The organism is Dorea sp. AF36-15AT, from assembly GCF_003477705.1.
In the GTDB taxonomy this organism is placed as follows: Bacteria; Bacillota; Clostridia; order Lachnospirales; family Lachnospiraceae; genus Claveliimonas; species Claveliimonas ammoniilytica.
Genome location: NZ_QUDV01000001.1, coordinates 265,028 through 289,112, shown reverse-complemented (window position 1 = coordinate 289,112; position 24,085 = coordinate 265,028). Strand labels below are relative to the sequence as shown.

General features: G+C 43.9%; 22 protein-coding genes. 2 read left to right on the top strand and 20 right to left on the bottom strand.

Annotation, left to right across the window (positions count from 1 at the left end):
* Nucleotides 1-53: 53 nt before the first annotated feature.
* Nucleotides 54-755 (bottom strand): TIGR01906 family membrane protein, encoded by a 702-nt coding sequence (locus DWZ93_RS01250; protein ID WP_118384074.1) that lies wholly within the window; start codon nucleotides 753-755, stop codon nucleotides 54-56.
* A 78-nt stretch (nucleotides 756-833) separates the two neighbouring features.
* Here DWZ93_RS01250 and DWZ93_RS01245 point away from each other — a divergent pair, with 78 nt between their 5' ends.
* A complete protein-coding gene (locus DWZ93_RS01245; protein ID WP_118451758.1) occupies nucleotides 834-1,730 on the top strand; it encodes a LysR family transcriptional regulator in 897 nt (298 codons plus the stop codon).
* Here DWZ93_RS01245 and DWZ93_RS01240 read toward each other — a convergent pair.
* The 18 genes from DWZ93_RS01240 to DWZ93_RS01155 form a co-directional block, all read right to left on the bottom strand.
* The gene (locus DWZ93_RS01240; protein ID WP_118452058.1) at nucleotides 1,697-4,090 is read right to left on the bottom strand and encodes an ATP-dependent DNA helicase; all 2,394 of its coding nucleotides are present in this window, start codon (nucleotides 4,088-4,090) and stop codon (nucleotides 1,697-1,699) included. The genes DWZ93_RS01245 and DWZ93_RS01240 overlap by 34 nt on opposite strands.
* A 55-nt stretch (nucleotides 4,091-4,145) precedes the next feature.
* Complete coding sequence (locus tag DWZ93_RS01235; protein ID WP_118451757.1) at nucleotides 4,146-4,916, bottom strand: TIGR03915 family putative DNA repair protein; 771 nt, start codon at nucleotides 4,914-4,916, stop codon at nucleotides 4,146-4,148.
* A complete protein-coding gene (locus DWZ93_RS01230) occupies nucleotides 4,894-6,222 on the bottom strand; it encodes a putative DNA modification/repair radical SAM protein (RefSeq protein WP_118451756.1) in 1,329 nt (442 codons plus the stop codon). The genes DWZ93_RS01235 and DWZ93_RS01230 overlap by 23 nt, the downstream gene beginning before the upstream one ends.
* A 136-nt stretch (nucleotides 6,223-6,358) precedes the next feature.
* Entirely contained in the window at nucleotides 6,359-8,281 is a 1,923-nt protein-coding gene (locus tag DWZ93_RS01225; protein WP_118451755.1) for an FtsX-like permease family protein, read from the bottom strand.
* Nucleotides 8,281-9,042, bottom strand: a complete 762-nt coding sequence (locus DWZ93_RS01220) for an ABC transporter ATP-binding protein (RefSeq protein ID WP_118384070.1) — start codon at nucleotides 9,040-9,042, stop codon at nucleotides 8,281-8,283. Before DWZ93_RS01220 ends, DWZ93_RS01225 begins: the two co-directional genes overlap by 1 nt.
* Before the next feature lie 117 nt (nucleotides 9,043-9,159).
* Entirely contained in the window at nucleotides 9,160-10,167 is a 1,008-nt protein-coding gene (locus tag DWZ93_RS01215; RefSeq protein ID WP_118451754.1) for a sensor histidine kinase, read from the bottom strand.
* Nucleotides 10,167-10,856: a response regulator transcription factor gene (locus tag DWZ93_RS01210; RefSeq protein ID WP_118451753.1), complete on the bottom strand. Its 690-nt coding sequence runs from the start codon at nucleotides 10,854-10,856 to the stop codon at nucleotides 10,167-10,169. Before DWZ93_RS01210 ends, DWZ93_RS01215 begins: the two co-directional genes overlap by 1 nt.
* Nucleotides 10,857-11,001: 145 nt before the next feature.
* On the bottom strand, nucleotides 11,002-11,205 hold the full coding sequence (locus DWZ93_RS01205; protein WP_118384068.1) for a sulfurtransferase TusA family protein: 204 nt from the start codon (nucleotides 11,203-11,205) through the stop codon (nucleotides 11,002-11,004).
* Nucleotides 11,206-11,248: 43 nt separating this feature from the next.
* Nucleotides 11,249-12,358, bottom strand: coding sequence for a YedE family putative selenium transporter (yedE, locus tag DWZ93_RS01200; RefSeq protein ID WP_118451752.1), 1,110 nt, complete (start codon nucleotides 12,356-12,358; stop codon nucleotides 11,249-11,251).
* 210 nt (nucleotides 12,359-12,568) lie between these two features.
* Entirely contained in the window at nucleotides 12,569-13,399 is an 831-nt protein-coding gene (locus tag DWZ93_RS01195) for an Mrp/NBP35 family ATP-binding protein (RefSeq protein WP_118384066.1), read from the bottom strand.
* An 11-nt stretch (nucleotides 13,400-13,410) separates the two neighbouring features.
* Complete coding sequence (locus DWZ93_RS01190) at nucleotides 13,411-13,788, bottom strand: Rid family detoxifying hydrolase (RefSeq protein WP_118451751.1); 378 nt, start codon at nucleotides 13,786-13,788, stop codon at nucleotides 13,411-13,413.
* Nucleotides 13,785-14,741, bottom strand: coding sequence for an ornithine cyclodeaminase family protein (locus DWZ93_RS01185; RefSeq protein ID WP_118451750.1), 957 nt, complete (start codon nucleotides 14,739-14,741; stop codon nucleotides 13,785-13,787). The genes DWZ93_RS01190 and DWZ93_RS01185 overlap by 4 nt, the downstream gene beginning before the upstream one ends.
* 23 nt (nucleotides 14,742-14,764) lie before the next feature.
* Entirely contained in the window at nucleotides 14,765-15,943 is a 1,179-nt protein-coding gene (gene dnaJ / locus DWZ93_RS01180; protein ID WP_118451749.1) for a molecular chaperone DnaJ, read from the bottom strand.
* Nucleotides 15,944-16,078: 135 nt separating this feature from the next.
* Nucleotides 16,079-17,956 (bottom strand): molecular chaperone DnaK, encoded by a 1,878-nt coding sequence (gene dnaK, locus DWZ93_RS01175; RefSeq protein WP_118451748.1) that lies wholly within the window; start codon nucleotides 17,954-17,956, stop codon nucleotides 16,079-16,081.
* A gap of 13 nt (nucleotides 17,957-17,969) precedes the next feature.
* Nucleotides 17,970-18,584 (bottom strand): nucleotide exchange factor GrpE, encoded by a 615-nt coding sequence (gene grpE, locus DWZ93_RS01170; protein ID WP_118452057.1) that lies wholly within the window; start codon nucleotides 18,582-18,584, stop codon nucleotides 17,970-17,972.
* Between the two features lie 68 nt (nucleotides 18,585-18,652).
* Entirely contained in the window at nucleotides 18,653-19,696 is a 1,044-nt protein-coding gene (hrcA, locus tag DWZ93_RS01165) for a heat-inducible transcriptional repressor HrcA (RefSeq protein ID WP_118384061.1), read from the bottom strand.
* A 98-nt stretch (nucleotides 19,697-19,794) separates the two neighbouring features.
* Nucleotides 19,795-21,111 carry a replication-associated recombination protein A gene (locus DWZ93_RS01160; RefSeq protein WP_118451747.1) on the bottom strand — a complete coding sequence of 439 codons (1,317 nt, stop codon included), beginning with the start codon at nucleotides 21,109-21,111 and terminating at the stop codon, nucleotides 19,795-19,797.
* 51 nt (nucleotides 21,112-21,162) lie between these two features.
* The gene (locus DWZ93_RS01155; protein WP_243061095.1) at nucleotides 21,163-21,774 is read right to left on the bottom strand and encodes a polysaccharide deacetylase family protein; all 612 of its coding nucleotides are present in this window, start codon (nucleotides 21,772-21,774) and stop codon (nucleotides 21,163-21,165) included.
* A gap of 289 nt (nucleotides 21,775-22,063) precedes the next feature.
* On the opposite strand from DWZ93_RS01155, the gene DWZ93_RS01150 reads away from it, so the two are divergent.
* On the top strand, nucleotides 22,064-23,434 hold the full coding sequence (locus DWZ93_RS01150; protein ID WP_243007118.1) for an MATE family efflux transporter: 1,371 nt from the start codon (nucleotides 22,064-22,066) through the stop codon (nucleotides 23,432-23,434).
* A 51-nt stretch (nucleotides 23,435-23,485) separates the two neighbouring features.
* Here DWZ93_RS01150 and DWZ93_RS01145 read toward each other — a convergent pair whose 3' ends face one another.
* Nucleotides 23,486-24,085: a flavin reductase family protein gene (locus DWZ93_RS01145; protein ID WP_118384059.1), complete on the bottom strand. Its 600-nt coding sequence runs from the start codon at nucleotides 24,083-24,085 to the stop codon at nucleotides 23,486-23,488.

Sequence of the window (24,085 nt, the reverse complement as noted above, 5' to 3'; positions counted from 1 at the left end):
TGTTATTAATGAAATTAATATAACTTAACTCTTTTATAAGTCTATCTAATCACTTAATTTTTCTTTTTATGTTTCTCCATGAAGATGCAAACTGCAGATACAACCCCTAATACTGCCAGACTTCCTACAAAAAATCCTCCGATGCGGAATACGAAATCATAAAAGAATCCCTCCGGAAGCATACGGATCATATAGTCTGTCGCCGGGTCAAACATCCATTGATCATTATCAAAAAATATCTCATGAAAAATGCGAAAATATTTATCAAAATCTGAAGCAAACAGTCCTCCTAACACTATTGTTATCACACCAGTAATGCCAAGTGTCACAAAATACGCCCTTGGAAGCAGCTTTATCATATCTGCTTTCCGTGCCGCCAGCAGTATCAAGATCAGCAGTACTGCCACCAGCATAATATTACGTATCTTAAGTCCTCCAAGAAACAGATTCTTTACTTCTCCCATATGAAACCTGTCCTGTTCATTGAAGAAATCCTGTGTTTCACCATCTACATCTGTAATTACCGAAAGTTCTGCCTTATTTCCGATCAGATATGCCATCATCTGGTCTGTCACATCCATAATGTTATCCATCGTCATATTCAGACTGTCTGCCACCTGATACTTCTTATATTCTCTTTCATAGAATCTGTACTGACTATCACCATAGATTGCCACTTGAAAACTGGTCAGCAAAAGTACACCTATCAGTAAAAACATCATAATCACTGCAGAAATCTTCTGTGTTTGCTTCATTTTATTTCTCCTTGTCTATTCTTTATTGTCATTCCATCCTTTTTCCCTTATAATATTTCCTAATGGGAGGAATTTGCAATGGATATTAATTATGAATTATATAAAGTATTTTACTATGTAGCAACTACTTTAAGCTTTTCAGAAGCTTCTAAAAAGCTCTACATATCTCAATCGGCAGTCAGCCAGTCTATTAAAGCGCTGGAAGGAAAATTGTCTCAGACTCTCTTCATCCGCAGCACTAAGAAGGTGCGCCTGACTCCGGAAGGCGAGATTCTGCTCCGTCACATCGAACCGGCGATCAGCCTGATCCGCCGCGGCGAATCACAGCTTCTGGAATCCATCACTACCGGTGGACAGATCCGAATTGCCGCCAGTGACACAATATGTCGGTATTTTCTGGTGCCATATATTGAACGGTTTCATCAGGCATTCCCGAATCTGCATATCAAAGTCATCAATGCAACTTCTATCCGCTGTGTTGATATCCTGAAAAACGGGCAGGCAGACTTTATCGTCGTAAACTATCCAAATGCTTACCTGAACAATCTCTGGTCTATCAAACGGATCAAACAGTTCCGGGATGTATTTGTAGCTAACCAGTCTTTCTCGCAGTTAAAAGATCGAAAGCTTTCACTTGCAGAACTCTCTGAGTATCCGCTTCTGATGCTGGACAAGCAGAGTACCACAAGCGAATTCTTGCATAGTCTCTTTCAGCAGCACCAGCTGGAACTGGTTCCGGAAGCAGAACTCAGCAGTAATGACCTGCTGATCGACCTTGCACGTATCGGATTAGGCGTTGCCTTTGTTCCTGACTACTGTGTACCTGATGATTCCGATGAACTCTTTATTGTAGAAACCAGAGAATCCCTGCCACAGAGAGAACTTGCTGTTGTCTACAACGATAAACTTCCGGTATCTCCGGCTGTGACAGAGTTCTTAACTTACTTTACCGAACTGCCGGACCAGAAACTTTGAATCTGATCTCTCACATTATGAATATTACAATACTGGATGCCTTTCCACTCTCGTGGAAAGGTATTTCTATATCTGGCTTCCCGAAAACGTTCATCCAGCAAAAGAATCACACCTCTGTCTTCTTCCGTCCGGATTACTCTTCCTGCCGATTGCTGTACTTTGTTCATTCCAGGATATACATAAGCATAATCAAAACCATTCTGACCTCTGGCGTCAAAATAATTCTTCAAAAGTTCCCGCTCCAGGCAGACCTGCGGAAGCCCTGTTCCCACGATCACCGCTCCGATCAGGCGCTCTTTCGCAAGATCAATCCCTTCCGAGAAAACTCCGCCCATAACACAGAATCCCATCAGACTTCCCTCACGTTCCTCTTCAAACCCTTCCAGAAAGATTTCCCGTGCTTCTTCCGACATATAAGGTGCCTGTACCAGACACTCAATCTGTCCGACATTATACGCTTCTCTTCCTTCTGATGTGCTCTGTTTCCTGTCTACTAATTCTACAAAAGCGTCATATACCTGTTCCAAAAAATGATAAGATGGAAAGAAAGACATGTAATTGCCTTCTTTGGCAGATGCCATCTCATAGAGGTATTCTGCATACCGTCGGTACATCGTCTCGCCTCGCATGGTATATCTGGTACTCACATCCGTTCCCAGCAATAATCTGCTCTGGCTTTCTTCAAATACCGTTTCCGCATACACTGCATAATCATCCTTCTCTGTGCTGAGCAGTTCTTTATAATACTGTATCGGCAGTAATGTAGCCGAAAACAATATCGTACTATTCCCTTTCTCAATATATTCTTTGAGATTCACCGCAGGATTCACACAAAACAGGCGGAGGAAAAACTCTCCATCCTTTGCAAGTTCTGCATAGATCAGATAATTTTCATCCAGCTTCTCATACACCGTAATAAACATACGTACTTCAAAATATAACTTCAGTACATCCTCGCGCTCTGCAAACTGCTTATAATCCTCCAGGAACCGTTCCATCTCCGCCATCAGTGATAACAGCTTCAGATAAACATGCATGACACTGTCAAGCACTGTCACACCATCACAGTTTCTCTTTAGTTCCAACAGTTGTCGGTTGCACTCTTCCAAGCACTTTGTCAGTCTCACATCGATATGCTTTACCTGTCGCTTCACCCGCAAGATTTCTTCTTTGCACAGACTGGCACTGTACATTTCCCTGCCGCGTTCTACCAGATTATGTGCCTCATCGATCAGAAACAAATAATCTCCTTTTACACCCTCTCCAAAAAAACGCTTCAGATGAGCGTTGGGATCAAACACATAATTATAATCACAGATTACGGCATCCATCCAAATTGCAGTATCAAGCCCCAGTTCAAATGGACATACCTGCCACTTCTCCGCCTGTTCTTCCAACACGCTTCTGGTGACTGCATCCTGTCCTGTGATCAATTCATAAACTGCATCATTCACCCGGTCAAAATGTCCCTTTGCATAAGAACAGTACTCAGGATTACATTCCGCTTTATCGCAAAAACAGATCTTCTCTTTTGCAGTCAGCGTAATCACTTTATACTTCAATCCCTGTTCTTTCAGCGTATTAAATGCACCTGCGGCTGCCGTTCTGGTAATCGTCTTTGCTGTCAGATAAAAAATCTTTTCTCCAAGCCCTTCACCCACTGCCTTCACCGCAGGAAACACGGTTGCCAGAGTCTTCCCCGTACCTGTAGGTGCCTGAATAAATAATTTCTTCTTTCGCAGGATCGTTCGATATACTGACGATACCAGTTCTCGCTGTCCCTTTCGGTAATCATAAGGAAACTCCACCTGCTTCACAGATGCATTGCGTTCTTCCCGCCATTCAATCTGGAATCTTGCCCACTTCTCATACCGATGCATCAGATCCATAAACCATTCTTCCAGCTCGTCTGCCTTATATGACTCACGGAACCTGCGAATATCCTCTGTCTCCATATTACAGTAAGTCATCTGCACATCAATCTCAGTCAATTCCTTTTCTCTTGCATAAATACAGGCATAACACTTCGCCTGTGCCAGATGTACCGGAACCGGCTCTTCCATCCGCTCCAGATCCTTGAACACACCTTTAATCTCATCGATACATATCCGTTCTTCCTCAATAATTCCATCTGCCCGACCTTCTACCTGTATGTCGAATGTATCAAATTCCACCACCCGGCGTAGCGTAACCTCCGGATGATAAGAGACCCCCATTCGTTTCTGAATCTTGCGGTGAAGCTTTGCTCCCATCTGCATAGCATCCTTGTCCTGCGCTGCTATTCGATTGTCAATGTCTCCGCTCCTAAGGATGAATTCCACCAGATTACGGACTGAGATCTTTACTTTTTGTCTGTCCATAACTTCCATCTTTCTTTCCGATTTGTTATGAACCATTGTACACTATATCGGATCGTTATTCAAATTCCACCAGATTCTTTCTGCACCATAACGGTAGATGTCCCATCTGACATCGTGGATTCTTTCTCTCCTTAATCGCGATCGCATCTGTAAATTCTTTCCACAATTCACTGAACTTCTCTTCCTTCGCTGAGTATGAGCTGAACCTGTCTTCATCCACATGCTCACCGGATACCAATATCCACTGTCTGCCAGCCTCATGCACCGCATATTCTTCATGCACCGCATCATGTATCATCCAGTTTTCAACCGACAACCGTTCTGCAAAATGTGGTGCCACACAGGAAAGCACTCTGCACTTAGGTTCAAATCTGGCATATAGGATTCCCTGTTCCAGTTCCCGAAAACGTATCAGTTCAATCCATCTGGTCGTCTCATTATTCACCGTTCTGCTAAGTTCAAAAGTCTGTTCCACCTGCGCATTCCCCAGGTGATCCATGATTCTTCTGCTGTCCGGGATCTCTCTGGCAGCAAGCATCGTCCCAAGGATCACATCTCCCCTGTCTGGATCATCGGAAAGAGCTGCCTGATAGATCAGCTTATACGCATACCACCCCATATGGGATAAAATCATGCGTTCCACCGATAGTGCCTTCTTCTCATTCGATTCAACTTCTGTATATTCACAGAACAACTCCTGCTCCAGGTGACCGCGGAAACGGATTCCACACTCTGCTCCATGGTCCGGCACAAGGTACTTCCACGCATCGTAAAGCGCAGAAAAAAGTCCTGTCACTTCATTCTCACACACATAAATTCTTTTCATTCACACCACCGCCAAATCTCACATCATCAAACAACGATAACTGCTGATACGTCATACCACGCACTTCCTGTGGCAGCCTTTCTCCTGCATCCAGCAGATTCCTCGCAATATAATCCTGTTCCAGCTTCACCGGATACATCATACGCCCATTACAGGTTAGAAAATACATTGCCCGCTTCAATACTACTCCTATCTTCTTCAGATCCTGAAAATCCAATGTGCCAAGCCTTCTGGCCCGGACGATCCGTCCTGCCGACCGGTACCCAAGTCCCGGCACCCGCAGAAGCATCTCATAAGGTGCGCGGTTCACTTCCACCGGAAAATACTCCAGATGTCTGAGCGCCCAGTTACACTTCGGATCAAACAACGGATTGAAATTAGGTTCCTCCTCTGTCAGCAGTTCTTTTGCCTCAAACTTATAATACCTAAGAAGCCAGTCTGCCTGATACAGGCGATGCTCTCTGAGAAGCGGTGGTCCCTGATCTGTTTTAGCCGGAAGCGCCTTATCCACATTCACTGACACAAATGCTGAATAAAACACCCGCTTCAAATCAAACCGCTGATATAACGTCTCTGCCACATGGAGCATCTGATAATCCGTCTCCGGTGTCGCTCCTACGATCATCTGTGTGCTCTGTCCTGCCGGCACAAAAGACGGTGCATGATGGTATACTTTTAATTCATAAGCATTCTGGCTTCTGCCATTCTGCACCAGCCGCATAGGCTTCAGAATCTTATCTCTGGTCTTATGCGGCGCCAGCGTTCTTAATCCTTCTGCCGTAGCAAGTTCCAAATTCACACTCATCCTGTCTGCCAGAAATCCCGCCCTCTGTATCAGTTCCTCACTGGCTCCGGGAATCGCCTTCACATGGATATAGCCCTGGAAGCGATATACCTTTCTCAGCTTCTCAAGTGCCGCACAGATCAGTTCCATCGTATAGTCCGGACTCTTCAGTATCCCGGAGCTTAAAAATAATCCCTCAATATAATTCCTCCGATAAAATTCTATCGTAAGCTCACAGATCTCATCCGGAGTAAAAGATGCCCTCGGAACAACATTACTTCTCCGGTTAATACAATACTTACAATCAAAGATACATTCATTGGTAAAAAGGATCTTAAGCAGAGAGATACATCTGCCGTCTGCCGCAAAACTGTGACAAATTCCCATCTGCACACAGCTTCCGATCCCTGTACCGTCATTCCCCCTGAATGTACCGCTAGAAGTACAGGCCACATCATACTTGGCGGCATCCGTCAATATCCGCAGCTTCTCCATCACAGACATATTCTCTGAAATCTGCATCTTCGCTCCTCCTCTTTTTCTTCTTTCTGTACCCTCGTTTCATCTGCGCAAAAACGAACGTATGTTTGATATTATTATACAAACACACGTTCGTTTCGTCAATACACGATTCTCATTTTTCTGGATTTCAAAATACTTATGCCCTCTTTACAATCCTGTAATATGCTTTCGCCGTCAGACTGTAGATCAGAATATAAAGAACTGCAAATCCCAGATATACACCAAATGCAACTGCCATATGCACACCCGCTGCCACTAATGGCAGGAAGAACACCATCAGAATCTGGGAACGGATGACTTTCTTCATTTCCTGCTGAGACATACCTACCTTCTGCATAATCTCAAACTGTCTCCGGTCTTCATAGCCTTCTGAGACCTGCTTATAATAAATGATCAGCACCATTGCCATAATAAAAAGGGTTCCAAGGAACATGCCAAGCATAAACATGCCTCCGTAAATTCCAATAAAATCATTTCTGGACGTTTCTCTGCATTCGATATCTATACTGTCTGCGCCCTGATCCTGCACCGCCTGCCACATATAATCCTTTAGCTTAAGTTGTGCATCTTTGTTCAGCGATACATTAAACCCATAATATTCATATATTTTCATATCATATCTATATGCATCCTTAATCTGCTGGTACAATGCATCAAATGTATCATCTGCAAGCACAACCGTAAAGGAATCCAGAACATTCGAATTCACCTGACCATTTCCTTCGAAATGCCGAACCTTCCCTTTGACCTTATACACCTGATCCATCAGTTTCATATTCGAATATTTATATGAATTACGTCCTGTTCCCAGAAGCATTTCCTGTCCGGACAATTCTACTTTTTCCCCTGTCATTGCACAATACCCGGACAATGGCATTACCATCATAATCCTGAGATTGCCATTATCATTTAAATAATCAAACTTTGTCTGATCAAACAACACATTATCCTTCTGCAGACATCCAGTCACTGTATAATATCGATAATCCGTCGTATCCTTTTCCGCGATCTGATATTCTTCGCAATGTATTTTAATCTTATCAAGAACTTCCTGATTCTTTTCCATATCAGATGTATCCATATATATTCCAAAATCATTCGGATGACGCGCCTGTACCATATCTTCCATTCCAATCATCAAACTTCCGGTAGACGACAACATAACTAATACCATCGTAGACAGGATACAAATGCTCGCAAGACCCGCTGCATTCTGCTTCATCCGGTACATCATTCCCGAAACGCTGATGAAATGCTCCGGTTTATAATAGAATCTGCGGTTTTTTCTGAGCATCTTAAGGATCACAATGCTGCCTGCTATAAATAGCAGATAGGTCGCAAGAATAACCAGAATAACTGCTACAAAAAATACCTTTATAGAATCTATGGTTCCTTTCGCAGACAAGGCCAGATAATATCCTTCAATTAATGCTACAGCTCCCAAAATTGCCAGAATCCATTTACTTTTGGGCTCCCGTTCTCCCACGCTGCTGCCACGTAGCAATTCAATCGGCTGAGAAACACGAATCTTCCTTCTGCTTTTCAGATAGATTAAGAAATGTATCACCGCAAATAAAAATGCGGTAACAAGTATTGCTTTACTTGAAATGAAAAAGCCAAATACATTTTTCTGTCCGATTATTTTACAGAGCATCAAAAACATGGTCTTACTGAAAAGAATACCAAAAAGAATACCAAGCACTACACTTCCCGCTGCCACCATCATAGTTTCCAAAAAAAGCACATGTCCCAGATGCTGTTTTTCCATTCCAAGGATATTAAATATTCCAAATTCCCGCTGTCTCCGTTTCATCAGGAAAGCATTAGAATACATTAAAAACGCAAATACAAAGATACCTACGATCACGGTTCCATACCTCATGATCAGGCTCAGCGTTCCCCCTGCAAACATCTTTTTCACCGCAGGATCCAGGCTTAAAGACATCATCACATAGAACATAACCACCGACAGCACACAGGTAAATAGATACGGAATATAAAGTTTACCATTTTTTCGGATGTTATTTGCAGCCAGTCTCACATAAAATCCTTTTTTCATCACATCTCACCACCTGTCGCGAGCAATGTCAGTGTATTCGAAATCTTCTGATACATCTGCTCATCTGTACTGTCACCACGGTAGATCTGATGAAAAACTCTTCCATCCTTAATAAACAATACTCTTCCTGCTCTGCTGGCTGCTCTTGCGGAATGTGTCACCATAAGGATCGTCTGACCTTCTTCGTTCACTTCTCCAAACAGACGCAGAAGATCATCTGCTGATCTGGAGTCCAGAGCTCCGGTCGGTTCATCTGCAAGAATCAGTTTTGGATCTGTGATCAGCGCCCGTGCTACAGCCACACGCTGTTTCTGACCACCTGACACTTCGTATGGATACTTATCCAACAGCTCTCTGATACCAAGCTTCTGCGCGATCGGAAGCAGGCGGCTGTTCATCTCCTTCACGCTTTTTCTGGATAATACCAACGGAAGAAAAATGTTATCCCTCAGGCTGAACGTATCGAGCAGATTAAAATCCTGAAATACAAATCCAAGATTTTCTCTGCGAAACTTTGTAATCTCCTTGTCTCGGATCAGCCCTATATCTTTTCCATCCAGTTTCACTCTTCCTCCTGTCGGGCGATCCAGTGCTGCCAGAATATTCAGCAGCGTACTCTTACCAGATCCGGACTCTCCCATGATCGCCACGTATTCTCCTTCTTCTACCGAAAATGACACATCCGCCAGAGCCTGTACCTGATTGCCACCCAGACGAGTCGTATATACTTTTTTCAGACATGATACTTCTAAAATAGTCATTATCTATAACCTCCTTTTCTGTTCTGCTATCAGTATAGACCTGCCCTGCTCTGTCAGACATCGATTCCAGTGACAATATAACCATCTCATGTGACATTTTTGAAAGACGCTATCCAATCATTCAATATTAAACTGACGTTCCTTCAGATCCAGTGTAAAACAGCTGCCAACTCCCGGCTTTGACTCAACTGCGATCCCGACATTCAGATGTTCGGCCGCTTTTCGGCAAAGATTCAGCCCAAGTCCTGTCGCCTTTTTATCATTTCTTCCATTATATCCGGTAAAACCTTTTTCAAATATTCTCGGCAGATCCTCTGGCGCAATGCCAATCCCGGTATCCTCCACCGACAATTTTTTATCTTCCGTCACCCGGATCGTAATGGTTCCCGATGGCGTATATTTCACCGCATTGGAAATAATCTGCTCTAAAATAAATAACAGCCACTTTTCATCCGTCAATACTTTTACTTCTGTCGGCTCGTACACCAGACGCAATTTTCTCCGAATAAACTGTGGTGCATACCTGTGGATTGCCTGTCGTATGATATCGTCCAGATTATATTCTTTTATTACAAAATCCGACTCACGGCTTTCCAGACGAATGTAGGACAGTGCCATTTCCGCATATTGTTCAATCCGAAACAGCTCTGCCAAAAGCTCTCTGTTCTGTCTGGTATCTTCCTCCTGCAGAATCATCCGCATCACAGCGATCGGCGTCTTAATCTGATGTACCCAGATTGTATAATACTCTTTGCTCTCCTGCTCCTGATTCTCCAGTTCCACAAGGTGTTCATAGCAACTCTTTCCAAGATCCATAACCATCTGCTGGTAATCTTTTTCTGCCAATGTATCTGCCTCCGGCATATCTCGGTATGCATACTCAATTCCTGGTATCAATTCCATTCTCTTCCGGTGCTTTCTGCAGAACTTCCAGAACCATAACACATTCATAACCAGAAGAAAGGTCACACCAAGTACCGTTCCATACGCCGCCGCTTCTACCGGAACATTATACAGATAAAACACGCTTCCATAGATCACACCCAGTAATATAACCAACCAGATCCACCGCTTATGCTCGCGCATATACCATCTCAGCAGTTCTCCTATCCGTTCCTTTTTCATCACTCATGTTCCTCCGGCAATTCAATCAGATATCCGTGTCCCACTCTGGTCGTGATAAAATCTTTCAGACCCGCCTGTTCTAATTTCTTACGAAGTCTGGTTACATTTACAGTCAAAGTATTCTCTTCTACATAACAGTCATCTTCCCAAAGCCTTGTCATAAGCGTATCTCTACTGACAATCTTGCCACGATTTTCCATCAAGGTCTTCAAAATACGAAATTCGTTCCGCGTCAGTTCAATCTTCTGATCATTCCAATTCAGCGTCGTATCATTCAGATTCAATACTGCTCCTCCGCATTCCAGCACCGGCACCTGATTACTTCTGTCATAGGTTCTTCGAAGTACCGCCTGGATCTTTGCGATCATTACATTCAGATCCACCGGCTTCGGAATAAAATCATCTGCCCCCATATTCATTGCCATAATAATATTCATATTATCAGATACTGAAGAAATGAAAATTATCGGAATATTGGAAATCTTCCGTATCTCGCTACACCAGTGATAACCGTTAAAAAACGGAAGCATAATATCAATCAGCACCATGTGTGGATCATATTCTATAAATTCATGAATCACATTCTGAAAATCCGATACCAGACGCACTTCATTGCCCCATGATTCAATCTGTTTTTTCATGGCTTCTGCCATCGTAAAATCATCTTCTATAATCAGGATTCGATACATTTCCCCATTCCTCCTTATCCGCATATTTTACCACAGGTTACCATACACTTCCTCCCAAAACCGCAAATGTAAGATAAATGTAAGGTCACATAGATAAGAAAGAAGCAGCCCTGTTTTTCCCAGAACTGCTCCATTTCATTATACCTTATTCAATTATAATCACAAAGTCTGTACCGTCTTCTGTAACCGATGTCTTCTTGCCACGATCCTTGGCGAGCTTCTCAACATTCGTCTTCTGATGTGGCTCGCTTACGAGTACCTTAACCGGTCCGTTTGCACTTGACAGTGCCTCTGCTGTCAGCATGATTGGCTCTGGGCAGGATAATCCTCTTGCATCTACTTCTACCATAATGGTTGCCTTCCTTTCATTCGGATTTTTATTCTATTGATACTTATTTGTTTGTGATTGCTGCAATTTTGCGTTTATTAGTAAATGCAATCACAAAGCATGCGATAATACAAATAATTACCGCCACCTTACCATTAGCTGTTACAGCTCCGGCAACAACTTTCTTAGTCTCAGGATTAATTGCTGTACCACTGGAAGCCAGTCCAAGGTTATGGCACAGTGCAGCACCTATGAACATTCCAAGCACAGTCACGGCCGAATCAGAAGATCCCTGCCCTGCAAGAATCAGCTGACGAAGTGGGCATCCACCGGCAAGTACTGCTGCAAAACCAACTACATACATACCAAGGATACTCCACAGATGATCTGAATGTGCAATCACTCCCGGAGTATCAAATCCAAGAACAAATCTGCCTGTAGCTACATTAAAAATCAACATTACTACAAAGAGACTTCCGATAATTGTCAAAAGATCAAAATTCTTCATAAGAATCACGTCACGGATACCGCCAGCAAAACACATTCTTGATTTCTGAGCAAATGCTCCAAACACAAGACCTCCGATTAATGAAGCGATGATTGGTGCATGCATACTTCCCGGTCCCGCTGTGCTGCTTTTCAGAAGGCTTGTGCACAGTGCGAGAATCAAAACTACAATCATTAAAATTGAAATCACTGATCCATTAGCCTGATTGGTCTCATGTGAACGTCCAAGTGTAGTACCTTTTTTCAACATCAATGTTCCTGTAGCAACACCAAGAATAAATCCGATCAATGCTACCCATGCATTCAGATCTCCTGCTGACATACGGATCACCATACGCAATGGGCATCCTAAGAATACAAGAGAACCGATCATAATCATCATACCAAGGATAAAACGAATCATCGGTGATGACCCTGCTGTTGAGCGATACTCCTTCGTTGCAACAGAGATAATAAAGGAACCCAGTACCAGTCCGATGATCTCTGGCCTCGCATACTGTACTGCTTCCGCCTGATGCATTCCCAGTGAACCAGCCATATCACGGACAAAGCAGGCAATACAGAATGCCATGTTTGCCGGGTTGCCGAGGAATGCAAGAACTGCAGCTACAACGCCACAGCCTGCGCCTGCCAGCGCAAGTTTTTTCTTTGAATCACATAAAGTCATTTTCGTACCCTCTCTTTCCTAAATTGACTTATATATAACATCTTAATTATCCTATATATCCTCGTGACTGTCTAATTGATAATATGTATAAGCAAGCCCACTTATAGTTTTAATCTATAATCATAGATATAAAGAAAGCAGCATGTACATCCTATACACACTGCTTCTATCATTCTAAATCTGTAATTATAGAATCTGCACATCCAGATATTATAATTTGTTCACTGCATCTGCAAGATACGGATTATCGCTCTCATAGAACTTCTCAGACTCTACCGCTTCCGCAAGTGCCGGATCGATCGGCATCTTGCCAATTACCGGAACCCCGAGTTCTTCCGCGATCTCATCAATATGACTTTCTCCGAACACGGAAATCTTCTTACCGCAATCCGGGCACTTCAGATAACTGTAATTCTCTACAATACCAAGTACCGGAATATTCATTGCATCCGCCATATTATATGCTTTCTTCACGATCATTCTGACCAGATCCTGTGGTGATGTGACAATCACTACGCCATCCACCGGAAGCGACTGAAATACTGTCAGCGGTACATCACCGGTTCCAGGCGGCATATCAATAAAGAGATAGTCCAGATCGCCCCACATGACATCTGTCCAGAACTGCTTCACAACGCCTGCGATCACAGGTCCACGCCAGATAACAGGATCTTCTTCATGTTCCAGCAAAAGATTGACTGACATGATTCTGGTGCCATCTTTTGCCTCACACGGAAACATCCCTGCATCACTGCCTTTTGCAGATTCATGGATACCATACATCTTAGGGATAGATGGTCCTGTAATATCTGCATCCATAATACCTACAGAAAATCCCTGCTCACGCATCATACGTGCCAGCGATGCAGTTACCATAGACTTGCCGACACCACCCTTGCCGCTAACTACGGCAATCACTTTATTAACATGAGAATATGGATTCGCCGGTTCATGCAAATCTACCGGTTTCTTTCCACATGTAGCCCCCTGCGCACAGCTGGCACAATCGGATGGTGTGCATCCATTCTGCTGTTCTGCCATGATGATTCCTCCTACTCTTCTACTGCTGCAATCAGTTCTACTTCACACAAAACTCCCTTTGGAAGAGTCTTTACTGCGACACAGCTTCTTGCTGGTTTGGATGTAAAGTACTTACCATATACTTCATTAAATGCACCAAAGTCTCCCATATCAGCCAGGAAACATGTGGTCTTAAGTACATGTGCAAAATCTGTTCCTGCTTCTTTCAGAACTTCACCCAGGTTCTTGCATACCTGCTCTGTCTGTTCTTCAATCGTAGTTGCAGTCACATCGTTCACTGCTGGATCAATTGCAATCTGTCCTGCCGTGTACAGTACACCGGCGTGTACGTATCCCTGCGAATATGGTCCTAATGCTTTTGGTGCTTTTTCTGTTGCTACTACTTTCATTGCTGTTTCTCCTTTGACTTTGCTAATAATTTCTGTGCCACACATATATCGAAGAGTGCCATTCCTACGGATTTGAAATATGTTGTACCCGCCGCAATCTGGTCTTCATCTGCATCGGATTTCAGGAAATCACTCATAAGAACCGCCTGCTCTTTTTTCAATCTTCCCTCTGCAATCGGCTGACTGAGATCACCCGCCTCCTCACATGCATACGGAAGCTCGATATATACCTTATCCGTCAGATCCCAGATGGCATCCGGTATCTCACGCATCTCCGGTGTGTATGATCCGATTGCGATAATACATTTGCCACGCAGCAGTTCCTTATCGTTCGGAAGTACCGGAACGGCAGATGGTGTAGCAGTACAGATAATATCACTGTGTTTCACCAGTTCTTCTGTCTTCTTACACCATACCACTTTTGTATTCGGATTATCAATCGCTTTCTCCAATCTTGCAATAAAATCTGTAAGATCTCTGTCACTGTGATTGTAAATGTATACGGTATGGATATCTCTGGCTGCGCATGCATATAATGCCAGATGGAATCCCTGCGCTCCTGCTCCTATGATGCCTACTGTATGACAATCCTTACGTGACAGATGACGGATACCCACACCGCCAACTGCACCTGTCCTCCAGGCAGTTACAGACTGTCCGTCAAGCAATGCTTCCGGAGCACCTGTCACAGCATTATTCAACAGGATTACGCCATCAATAGACGGAAGTCCAAGCTTTGAATTCTCCGGAAATATCGTCAGAATCTTGGTGCCAATCACATCATCCGTATAACATGGCATATAAATCAACGACTTATTATCATGTTCAATCACCGGGCGAGGAGGCATGAAGAATTGATTCTCTCCATACAATCGATATGCCTCTTCAATCTGATCCATCATTTCATTTGGATCAATCAGCTTTTCTATTTCTTCTTTACTGAGTAAGATCATATATCCCCCTATGCACAAATCTGTTAATCTTCAAACGCTTCTTTTACTTTTTCTTTGAAACTTTTCTTCGCTTTGTGCTTCTTGTCATCCAGATCCTGATTCAGTGAATTACCGGACAGTTCATCAAACCTGCGCAGTGCCTCTTTCGCCTCTGCACTCAGCTTCTCCGGTGTCTGGATTACCAGCGTTACATAGTGATCTCCACGGATCTGAGAATTACGTACAGACGGTACACCTTTGCCTTTTAATCGAATCTTTGTATCCGTTTTTGTGCCTGGCTTAACCGTATAAATAACATCCCCGTCTACCGTCTTAATCTTCACATCACCGCCAAGTGCTGCCTGTGCAAAGGAAATCGGTACGGTAGAGAAGATATGCATATCCTGTCTCTGGAAGATTGGATGTCTGGATACAGCCACCTCTACCAGCAGATCTCCTCTCGGTCCACCATTTACACCTGGTTCACCCTTTTCGCGAATACGTACACTCTGACCATTATCAATACCTGCAGGAATCGATACCGAAATCTTCTTTCTGCTGGATGTATATCCCGTACCTCCACAATCCGGACACTTCTCACGGATAATCTTACCGGTTCCGCCACAGTCCGGACAAGTCTGTACATTCTGTACCATACCAAACAATGACTGCTGTGTATATACAACCTGACCTTTGCCGCCACATTTGCTACAGGTCTCCGGTGAAGTACCCGGCTTAGCTCCGGTACCATTACACTTGGTACAAGGATCTTTCAATACTACATCAATCTCTTTTTCACATCCAAACACAGCCTCTTCAAAGGTGATGCGCACTGCTTTACGAATGTTCATACCTTTCATTGGCCCCTGATTTGCACGACCGCCGCCTCTGCGACTGCCGCCAAACAGATCTCCAAATATATCGCCGAATATATCGCTAAAATCAGCACCATTAAAATCAAATCCACCATATCCGCCGGCACCACCTGCACCGCCTTCAAATGCCGCATGACCGAACTGATCATACTGTCTTCTCTTCTCCGGGTCACTAAGTACAGCATATGCCTCCGAAGCTTCTTTGAACTTCTTCTCAGCTTCCTTGTCTCCCGGATTCATATCCGGATGGTATTTCTTAGCAACCTTTCTGTATGCTTTCTTCAGAGTTGCATCATCAACATCCTTGCTGACTCCAAGCACCTCATAATAGTCGCGTTTCTCCGCCATAACCACTTCTCCTTAATTCAAAACATGCAGTTTTTACATAAATATTTTTATACAAAGAAATCTGCCAGACCGGTTTCGTCACCTCCACCGGTCCAGCAGAACCACCTTAGTACCAGTTCCCTGGTCACTCAAGGATTATACCTCTTTATAATCTCCGTCTACAACGTCATCTCCGTCAAATCCTTCCGGAGCCGGTCCCGGATTCGGACCTGCGCCTGCTCCTGGGTTAGGACCTGCGCCCTGTGCACCCTGTGACTGCTCATATACCTTAGCAAACAGCTTCTGTGCACTCTGCATCAGTTTCTCTTTGCCAGCGTTGATCTCTGCAACCTGTGCATCGGAGATATCATCCATATTTACTTTCTCAAGAAGCTCTTTCAGTGCTTTGCAATCTGCCTCAACAGCAGCCTTGTCTGCTGCATCGATCTTGTCGCCAACTTCATCCATAGCTTTCTCTGTCTGGAATACCATAGCGTCTGCATCATTCTTAGCATCGATTGCTTCTTTACGTTTCTTGTCCTGAGCTTCGAACTCTGCTGCTTCCTTTACAGCCTTATCGATCTCATCATCAGACATATTAGAACCAGCTGTGATTGTAATATGCTGTTCCTTACCTGTTCCAAGATCCTTAGCGGATACATTTACAATACCGTTGGCATCGATATCAAATGTAACTTCGATCTGTGGTACACCACGTCTTGCCGGCGGAATACCATCCAGACGGAACTGTCCAAGTGATTTGTTATCTCTTGCAAACTGTCTCTCGCCCTGTACTACGTTGATATCTACAGCTGTCTGATTATCAGCTGCTGTAGAGAAGATCTGGCTCTTCTTAGTAGGAATTGTAGTGTTTCTCTCGATCAGTCTTGTAGCCACACCGCCCATTGTCTCGATAGACAGTGAAAGTGGAGTAACATCAAGAAGAAGGATATCACCTGCGCCGGCATCTCCTGCAAGCTTACCACCCTGTACGGAAGCACCAAGTGCTACACACTCATCAGGATTCAGAGATTTGCTAGGCTCTTTGCCTGTCATCTGTCTTACTTTGTCCTGTACAGCCGGGATACGTGTAGATCCACCAACCAGCAGTACCTGACCAAGTTCAGAAGCCGTGATACCAGCATCTGCCAGAGCTCTTGTTACAGGCTCAGCTGTCTTCTCTACCAGATCGTGAGTTAATTCATCGAATTTAGCTCTTGTAAGGTTCATATCAAAATGCTTCGGTCCTTCACTTGTTGCAGTGATGAATGGAAGGTTGATATTCGTTGTTGTTGCAGAAGAAAGTTCTTTCTTAGCTTTCTCAGCTGCTTCTTTCAGTCTCTGCAGTGCCATCTTATCTGTAGAAAGATCTACGCCTTCCTGTTTCTTGAACTCAGAAAGCATATAATCTGTAATCTTCTGGTCAAAGTCATCTCCACCAAGTCTGTTGTTACCAGCTGTAGACAGTACTTCGATAACGCCGTCACCGATCTCGATCACGGATACATCGAATGTACCACCACCAAGGTCATATACCATGATCTTCTGCTCTCTCTCATTGTCAAGACCATAAGCAAGAGCTGCTGCTGTAGGCTCATTGATAATACGTTTTACATCAAGTCCTGCGATCTTACCTGCATCCTTGGTAGCCTGACGCTGAGCATCATTGAAATATGCAGGAACAGTGATAACTGCCTCTGTAACCTTTTCACCGAGGTATCCTTCTGCATCAGCTTTCAGCTTCTGAAGGATCATTGCTGAAATCTCCTGTGGAGAATATTTCTTACCATCAATCGTTACTTTATAATCTGTACCCATCTCTCTCTTGATAGAAGAGATTGTCTTCTCTGCATTAGTTACTGCCTGACGCTTTGCAGGCTCACCTACCAGACGCTCGCCTGTCTTTGTAAATGCTACAACAGATGGTGTCGTTCTTGCTCCTTCTGTATTAGCGATAACGGTCGGCTGACCACCTTCCATAACAGCTACACAACTGTTTGTTGTACCTAAATCAATACCAATAATTTTTCCCATGTCTATTTCCTCCTTAATTTGCAACCTTTACCATACTGTGTCTCACTACGGAGTCACGATACATATAACCCTTCTGGAATTCTTCGGTGATCGTATTCTCACCGGCTTCTTCATTCTCCTCATGCATCACTGCATTGTGGAAATCCGGGTTAAATTCCTGACCAACTGCTTCGATCGGTTTCACACCGATACCATCCAGGGTGGTCATCAACTGTTTGTAAATCTTATCCATTCCCTGAACAAATGGATCTTCTTTGTCATCCTCTGCCACTGCTGCAAGACCTCTTTCGAAGTTATCAACAACCGGAAGGATCTTCTCTATGATATCTTTCGCACCAATCTCGTACATCTGGGACTTTTCCTTTTCTGTACGTTTACGAAAGTTATCAAACTCTGCCATCTGACGAGTGAGTCTGTCTGTCAGCTCTTCAATCTTCTCGTCCTTTTTGTCTTTTTTCTTCTTACCGAAAAGCTTTCCCTTCTTTCCTTCTGAAGCTTCTTCCTTATCGGCTTCTGCCTGTTTTGCTGTTTCCTCTGAACTTTCCTGTTCTTCGGCTTCAGCCTCAGGCTTCTCAGCTTCTGCTTCCGAAGCAGCCTTCTTAGCTTCTTCTACAGCTTCCTTTACCATCTCTTCCTGAGTCTTTTCTGTATGATTAATATCTTTTTCTTTCTCCAATGGTATACCACCTTTCTCTTCTATTCTGATTTATGGAAAATCGCATCCAATTCGCTCTGCAGCTTCTTCAGCGATTTTAATACATGTTCATAATCCATACGCTTTGGTCCGATGATACCAATCGTACCTTTCATTCCTTCTCCCAGCTCGTATGTAGCTGTCACAACACTGCAGTCCTTCATTGTCTGTACAGGCGTCTCATCACCGATGTATACCTGAATACCTGTGTTGTCTTCCTGTGCCAGTGTCTGTGTCACCAATTCGGATAACTGCTGCTTCTCTTCAAAAGCACTGATGATCTCCTGCGCGCTCTGTTTATCGGATAACTCCGGATAACGGAAAATGTTGGTCGCGCCGCTGGTGTAAATATGCATACCGTCATCTACCTGAATGGCATCTGCGACTGCATCCAACACATCACTGACTACTGCGCTGTGAATACCTGCCTGCTCCTTCAGTCTGGCGATCAGTCCAAGATTAATCTCTTCAATAGACATACCATTCAGACTCGTATTAAGAAGCATGTTAAGCTTCAGCAGGTTCTCATTACTGAGCTGCTCATCCATGGTAATGATCTTGTTCTTGATCACGTTACCTCCCAGTACAATAACTGCAAGTAACTGTTCTTCATCCACATTGGATAACTGAATGAACTTAATCTTATTCGCATTATTCACTGGTGCGGAAACCATCGTCGCATAATTCGTGTTATTCGCCAGAACCTTTGCTGCCTGACTCAATAACTGATCCATCTTGTCGGCTTTCTCAAGCATCTGCTCCTGCATATCGTTGAGCTCCTGCTCTTTCTCTTCCATCAGCATATCCACATATAAACGGTATCCTTTATCTGATGGAATCCTTCCGGCAGATGTGTGTGGCTGCAGGATGTAACCCAGTTCTTCCAGGTCGGCCATCTCATTACGAATGGTCGCTGAGCTCAAGTTCAGATCCGAATACTTGGAAATCGTTCTGGAACCTACCGGCTCACCTGTCTCCAGATATGTCTGGATAATCGCATGCAATATCGTAAGCTTTCTTTCGCTTAACTCTTCTCTTGCCTGCATCTGGCTTCCTCCTTTCAGCTTATTAGCACTCACTTCTTTCGAGTGCTAATCTTTACAGTTATTAATCTATCACCAGGTGTTTCATTTGTCAACACCGTTTATACATTTTTTAGAAAATTCATCCATTCTTTGATATCTTTCTCATGTCCATTATCACTTGGATGGTAAAATTTCTCATCCTTGATCTCATCCGGGAGATATTGCTGTTCCACATAATGATTCGGATAATCATGTGCGTATTTATAACCGATGCCCCGTCCCATATTAGCCGCACCGCCGTAATGGGCGTCCTGGAGATATGACGGCACTGTGGTCTTCATTTTCTTAACATTATCCATTGCCTCAAAAATCGCATTGACCGCAGAATTGCTCTTTGGTGCAGTTGCCACGTAGATTGCTGCCTGAGACAAAATGATCTGTGCCTCAGGCATACCGATCCGCTCAATTGCCTGTGATGCCGAGACTGCCACAGTGAGCGCCATCGGATCTGCATTACCCACATCTTCTGCCGCACAGATCATAATACGTCTGGCAATAAACTTAATATCCTCGCCGGCATAAAGCATCTTAGCAAGATAATATACTGCCGCATCCGGATCTGAGCCACGCATGCTTTTGATAAATGCAGAAATGGTATCGTAATGATTGTCTCCGGTTTTATCATAATTCATGACTCGTTTCTGAATACATTCAGCAGCCACATCGATTGTAATATGGATCTTGTCATCCGTGCTCCGTTCCGTAGTAAGGATTCCAAGCTCTACCGCATTCAGTGCGCTTCTCGCATCACCGCCTGCCACATCTGCCAGAAAATCGAGTGCCTCCTCATCGATCACTGCGCCGTAGCTTCCCATACCTTTATCGACATCATATACCGCACGCTCCAAAAGCTTTTTAATATCTTCCTTACTCAGCGGTTTCAGTTCAAAGATACTGGATCTGGAAATCAACGCACTGTTCACCTCAAAATACGGATTCTCAGTCGTTGCTCCGATCAGTATGATCGTACCGTCCTCCACAAACGGAAGCAGATAATCCTGTTGCCCTTTGTTAAAGCGGTGAATCTCATCTACGAAAAGGATCGTCTTCTTCTGATACATTCCTTTCAGATCCTGCGCTTTCTTTATTACATCCTCCATATCCTTTTTACCTGCAACCGTGGCATTGATCTGCCTAAATTCCGCGCTGGTCGTATGCGCGATCACTTTAGCAAGCGTCGTCTTACCAGTTCCCGGCGGTCCATAGAAGATAATGGAGCTCAGCTTGTCCGCCTTAATAGCCCGATATAAAAGCTTATCCTTTCCTATAATATGCTGCTGTCCTACCACCTCTTCCAGCGTCGTCGGACGAAGCCGTGACGCTAGCGGTGCTTCCTTCTCCAGATTCTTTTCTCTTACATATTCAAATAAATCCATCTCAAATCTGTCCTTTCAACTCTCTTTTGTATTCTTAACCTTTTCATTTCATCAGTTCAATAGTAATTCATCTACCGTTACAAACATAAAGCCTTCCTCCTGAAGAATATCTACGATCCGGAGGCCGGCTTCTATCGAACTTTTATAACAGTCATGCAATAGAATAATATCATTTTCTTCTGCCTCCGTCACTACTTTATTTACGATCTCATCTTGATTCTCCGTCGTCCAGTCCAGTGGATCAATGGTCCAAAGCACAGGAAGCATCTGGATCTCCTGTTCTAATTTTCGCTGCCATGCGCCAAACGGCGGACGCATATACTCCGGCTCTTTTCCTGTGATCCTGACAATCACAGCACTGGTATCTGCAAGTTCCAGCCGTGCTTCATTTTCCGATACCTTTGTGAGTTCCACATGATGATAGGTATGATTGCCGATCAGATGTCCCTCCTCGGCCATACGTTTCACAATCTCCGGATTTTTATCTGCATTTTCTCCTATTAAAAAGAAGGTTGCTTTCACGCCCCTCTCTTTCAGCCCATCCAACAGAGCCGGTGTCCACGCAGCGCTTGGACCATCGTCAAATGTAAGCGCAATCTTTGGTGTTTCAACAGGCATCGCTGATGCGCTGACATAGCCACATGCTTCTCGCACATCCTCCATTTTTACTGCATTATAGTCATATTTCAACCATGTTAATAATCCGCCAATCACCAGTAAACAGGCGTAACACGCCATCAGCACACCATCTTTTTTTCCATTCATTCTCATAATCCGTTTCCATACCTCACACATTTTCCTTATTTATCATATGAAAATGCTAAATAGGGTATGTTGCACATTGCATTATATATATGAAAATGTTATAATTGCCGCTGTACGCTTTGTTACAGACCGGATAACCCCGGTAAAATATTCACATATTTTTATAGTTAAGAAAGGAAGAGTACTCGTGAGTCAGACAGTACAAACAGAAAACAAAATGGGCATCATGCCTATTCCCAAACTACTTATTTCTATGTCCCTGCCGATGATGATCTCCATGCTCGTGCAGGCTCTGTATAACATTGTAGACAGCATGTTCGTTGCCAAGTTGTGTGAAGAAGCTCTTACAGCTGTATCACTGGCATTTCCGATCCAGACTCTGATGATCTCAGTGGCATCCGGAACCGGAGTCGGTATCAATGCATTACTGTCAAGGAACTTAGGCGAGAAGAATTTCAAGGGCGCCAACCGCGCTGCCCGCAACGGTATCTTTCTCGGCATCATAAGCTGTATCGTATTCGCTGTGATCGGCATTACCTGTTCGCATGCATTCTTCTCAGCGCAGACCAGCGACCCGCTGATCGTCAAATACGGTACACAGTACATGACTATCATCTGTGTCATGTCTGTCGGTATCTTCATGCAGATTACATTTGAGAGACTGCTACAGTCCACAGGCAAGACCATTTACAACATGATCACTCAGGGACTCGGCGCGATCATTAATATTATTCTGGATCCGATTCTGATCTTCGGACTGTTCGGTCTGCCCAGACTGGAAGTTGCCGGAGCTGCAATTGCCACTATAATCGGTCAGGTCATCGCTGTTCTTCTCTCTTTCTACTTCAATATAAAGAAGAACCGCGAAATCAGCATTAACATGAGAAGCTTCCGTCCTTGTAAGCAGACCATATCAGCCATTTACCGCGTCGGCGTACCATCAATCATCATGCAGTCGATCGGATCTATCACCACATTTGGTATGAATAAGATCCTGCTGATGTTCTCTTCTACTGCCGCAACCGTATATGGTGTATATTTCAAACTGCAGAGCTTTATCTTCATGCCGGTATTTGGTATGAATAATGGAATGATCCCGATCATCGCATACAATTACGGTGCCGGACATAAAAAACGTATTACCGACACAATCCGCATGAGTATCCTGATCGCGATCGGGATTATGGTAATCGGTCTGATCATTTTCCAGACCATTCCAGGCTTCCTGATGAAAGCGCTGTTCAATGCTTCCGAACATATGCTGTCCATCGGAGAACCGGCACTGCGGATTATTTCTCTCAGTTTCCTGTTCGCTGGATTCTGTATTGTAGCCGGATCTGTATTCCAGGCACTGGGAAATGGCGTCTACAGCTTGCTCGTATCTGCTGCCAGACAGTTATTCGTCATCCTTCCGGTCGCATTTATCTTTGCTAAGCTGTTCGGATTACATATGGTATGGTGGGCTATCCCGATTGCAGAGATCGTTTCCGTAATCCTGTCTGCACTGCTGTTAAAGCGAATCTACCGAATAAAGGTAAAGCCTTTGGAGAACCGATAATACAAGATAAAAAGACGTTTGCATGAACGATAGTCACGCAAACGTCTTTTATTATTTTTTCTTCTTTTTATTCTTAGTATTCTTTTTATTTTTATGCACGCTGTAACCAAATGTGCCGATTGGTTTCCCAGTCTCCAGATAAGTACCATGAGAATATGCAACCAGTCCTGTCTTATTCAGTTCAAACTTGCCAGTCTCTGTCATATATGCCTGATCCACATGCACTGCCTGCACTTCCGCCAGAAACATATGATGACTTCCAAGTTCTTTGATCTCTGTCACCTTACACTCGATATTCACCGGACTCTCCTTAATCATCGGTGCATATGCAAGCTTCTCTGCTTTCTCCGGTGTCAGTTTCATCTCTTTCCACTTATCTACATCCCTGCCAGACTTCACGCCGCACCAGTCTGTCGCATAGACCAGATCCTTCGTCGTAAGGTTCACCACAAATTCACCCGTCTCTTTGATCATATGATAGGTGTATCGTTCCGGTCTGACGGAAATATATAACATCGCCGGATTCGTGCACACAGTTCCGGTCCATGCTATCGTAATAATATTCTGATTGCCTTCTTTGTCTGCCGCACTAACCATAACGGCCGGCAAAGGGTAAATCATGTTACCTGCTTTCCATGTTTCTTTCGTCAT

Excerpts from the sequence above, each read along its gene's own strand:
- DWZ93_RS01250 (WP_118384074.1), bottom strand. The coding sequence starts at position 755 with ATGAAGCAAACACAGAAGATTTCTGCAGTGATTATGATGTTTTTACTG.
- DWZ93_RS01245 (WP_118451758.1), top strand. The coding sequence starts at position 834 with ATGGATATTAATTATGAATTATATAAAGTATTTTACTATGTAGCAACT.
- DWZ93_RS01240 (WP_118452058.1), bottom strand. The coding sequence starts at position 4,090 with ATGGACAGACAAAAAGTAAAGATCTCAGTCCGTAATCTGGTGGAATTC.
- DWZ93_RS01235 (WP_118451757.1), bottom strand. The coding sequence starts at position 4,916 with ATGAAAAGAATTTATGTGTGTGAGAATGAAGTGACAGGACTTTTTTCT.
- DWZ93_RS01230 (WP_118451756.1), bottom strand. The coding sequence starts at position 6,222 with ATGCAGATTTCAGAGAATATGTCTGTGATGGAGAAGCTGCGGATATTG.
- DWZ93_RS01225 (WP_118451755.1), bottom strand. The coding sequence starts at position 8,281 with ATGAAAAAAGGATTTTATGTGAGACTGGCTGCAAATAACATCCGAAAA.
- DWZ93_RS01220 (WP_118384070.1), bottom strand. The coding sequence starts at position 9,042 with ATGACTATTTTAGAAGTATCATGTCTGAAAAAAGTATATACGACTCGT.
- DWZ93_RS01215 (WP_118451754.1), bottom strand. The coding sequence starts at position 10,167 with ATGAAAAAGGAACGGATAGGAGAACTGCTGAGATGGTATATGCGCGAG.
- DWZ93_RS01210 (WP_118451753.1), bottom strand. The coding sequence starts at position 10,856 with ATGTATCGAATCCTGATTATAGAAGATGATTTTACGATGGCAGAAGCC.
- DWZ93_RS01205 (WP_118384068.1), bottom strand. The coding sequence starts at position 11,205 with ATGGTAGAAGTAGATGCAAGAGGATTATCCTGCCCAGAGCCAATCATG.
- yedE (WP_118451752.1), bottom strand. The coding sequence starts at position 12,358 with ATGACTTTATGTGATTCAAAGAAAAAACTTGCGCTGGCAGGCGCAGGC.
- DWZ93_RS01195 (WP_118384066.1), bottom strand. The coding sequence starts at position 13,399 with ATGGCAGAACAGCAGAATGGATGCACACCATCCGATTGTGCCAGCTGT.
- DWZ93_RS01190 (WP_118451751.1), bottom strand. The coding sequence starts at position 13,788 with ATGAAAGTAGTAGCAACAGAAAAAGCACCAAAAGCATTAGGACCATAT.
- DWZ93_RS01185 (WP_118451750.1), bottom strand. The coding sequence starts at position 14,741 with ATGATCTTACTCAGTAAAGAAGAAATAGAAAAGCTGATTGATCCAAAT.
- dnaJ (WP_118451749.1), bottom strand. The coding sequence starts at position 15,943 with ATGGCGGAGAAACGCGACTATTATGAGGTGCTTGGAGTCAGCAAGGAT.
- dnaK (WP_118451748.1), bottom strand. The coding sequence starts at position 17,956 with ATGGGAAAAATTATTGGTATTGATTTAGGTACAACAAACAGTTGTGTA.
- grpE (WP_118452057.1), bottom strand. The coding sequence starts at position 18,584 with ATGGTAAAGGAAGCTGTAGAAGAAGCTAAGAAGGCTGCTTCGGAAGCA.
- hrcA (WP_118384061.1), bottom strand. The coding sequence starts at position 19,696 with ATGCAGGCAAGAGAAGAGTTAAGCGAAAGAAAGCTTACGATATTGCAT.
- DWZ93_RS01160 (WP_118451747.1), bottom strand. The coding sequence starts at position 21,111 with ATGGATTTATTTGAATATGTAAGAGAAAAGAATCTGGAGAAGGAAGCA.
- DWZ93_RS01155 (WP_243061095.1), bottom strand. The coding sequence starts at position 21,774 with ATGGAGGATGTGCGAGAAGCATGTGGCTATGTCAGCGCATCAGCGATG.
- DWZ93_RS01145 (WP_118384059.1), bottom strand. The coding sequence starts at position 24,085 with ATGACGAAAGAAACATGGAAAGCAGGTAACATGATTTACCCTTTGCCG.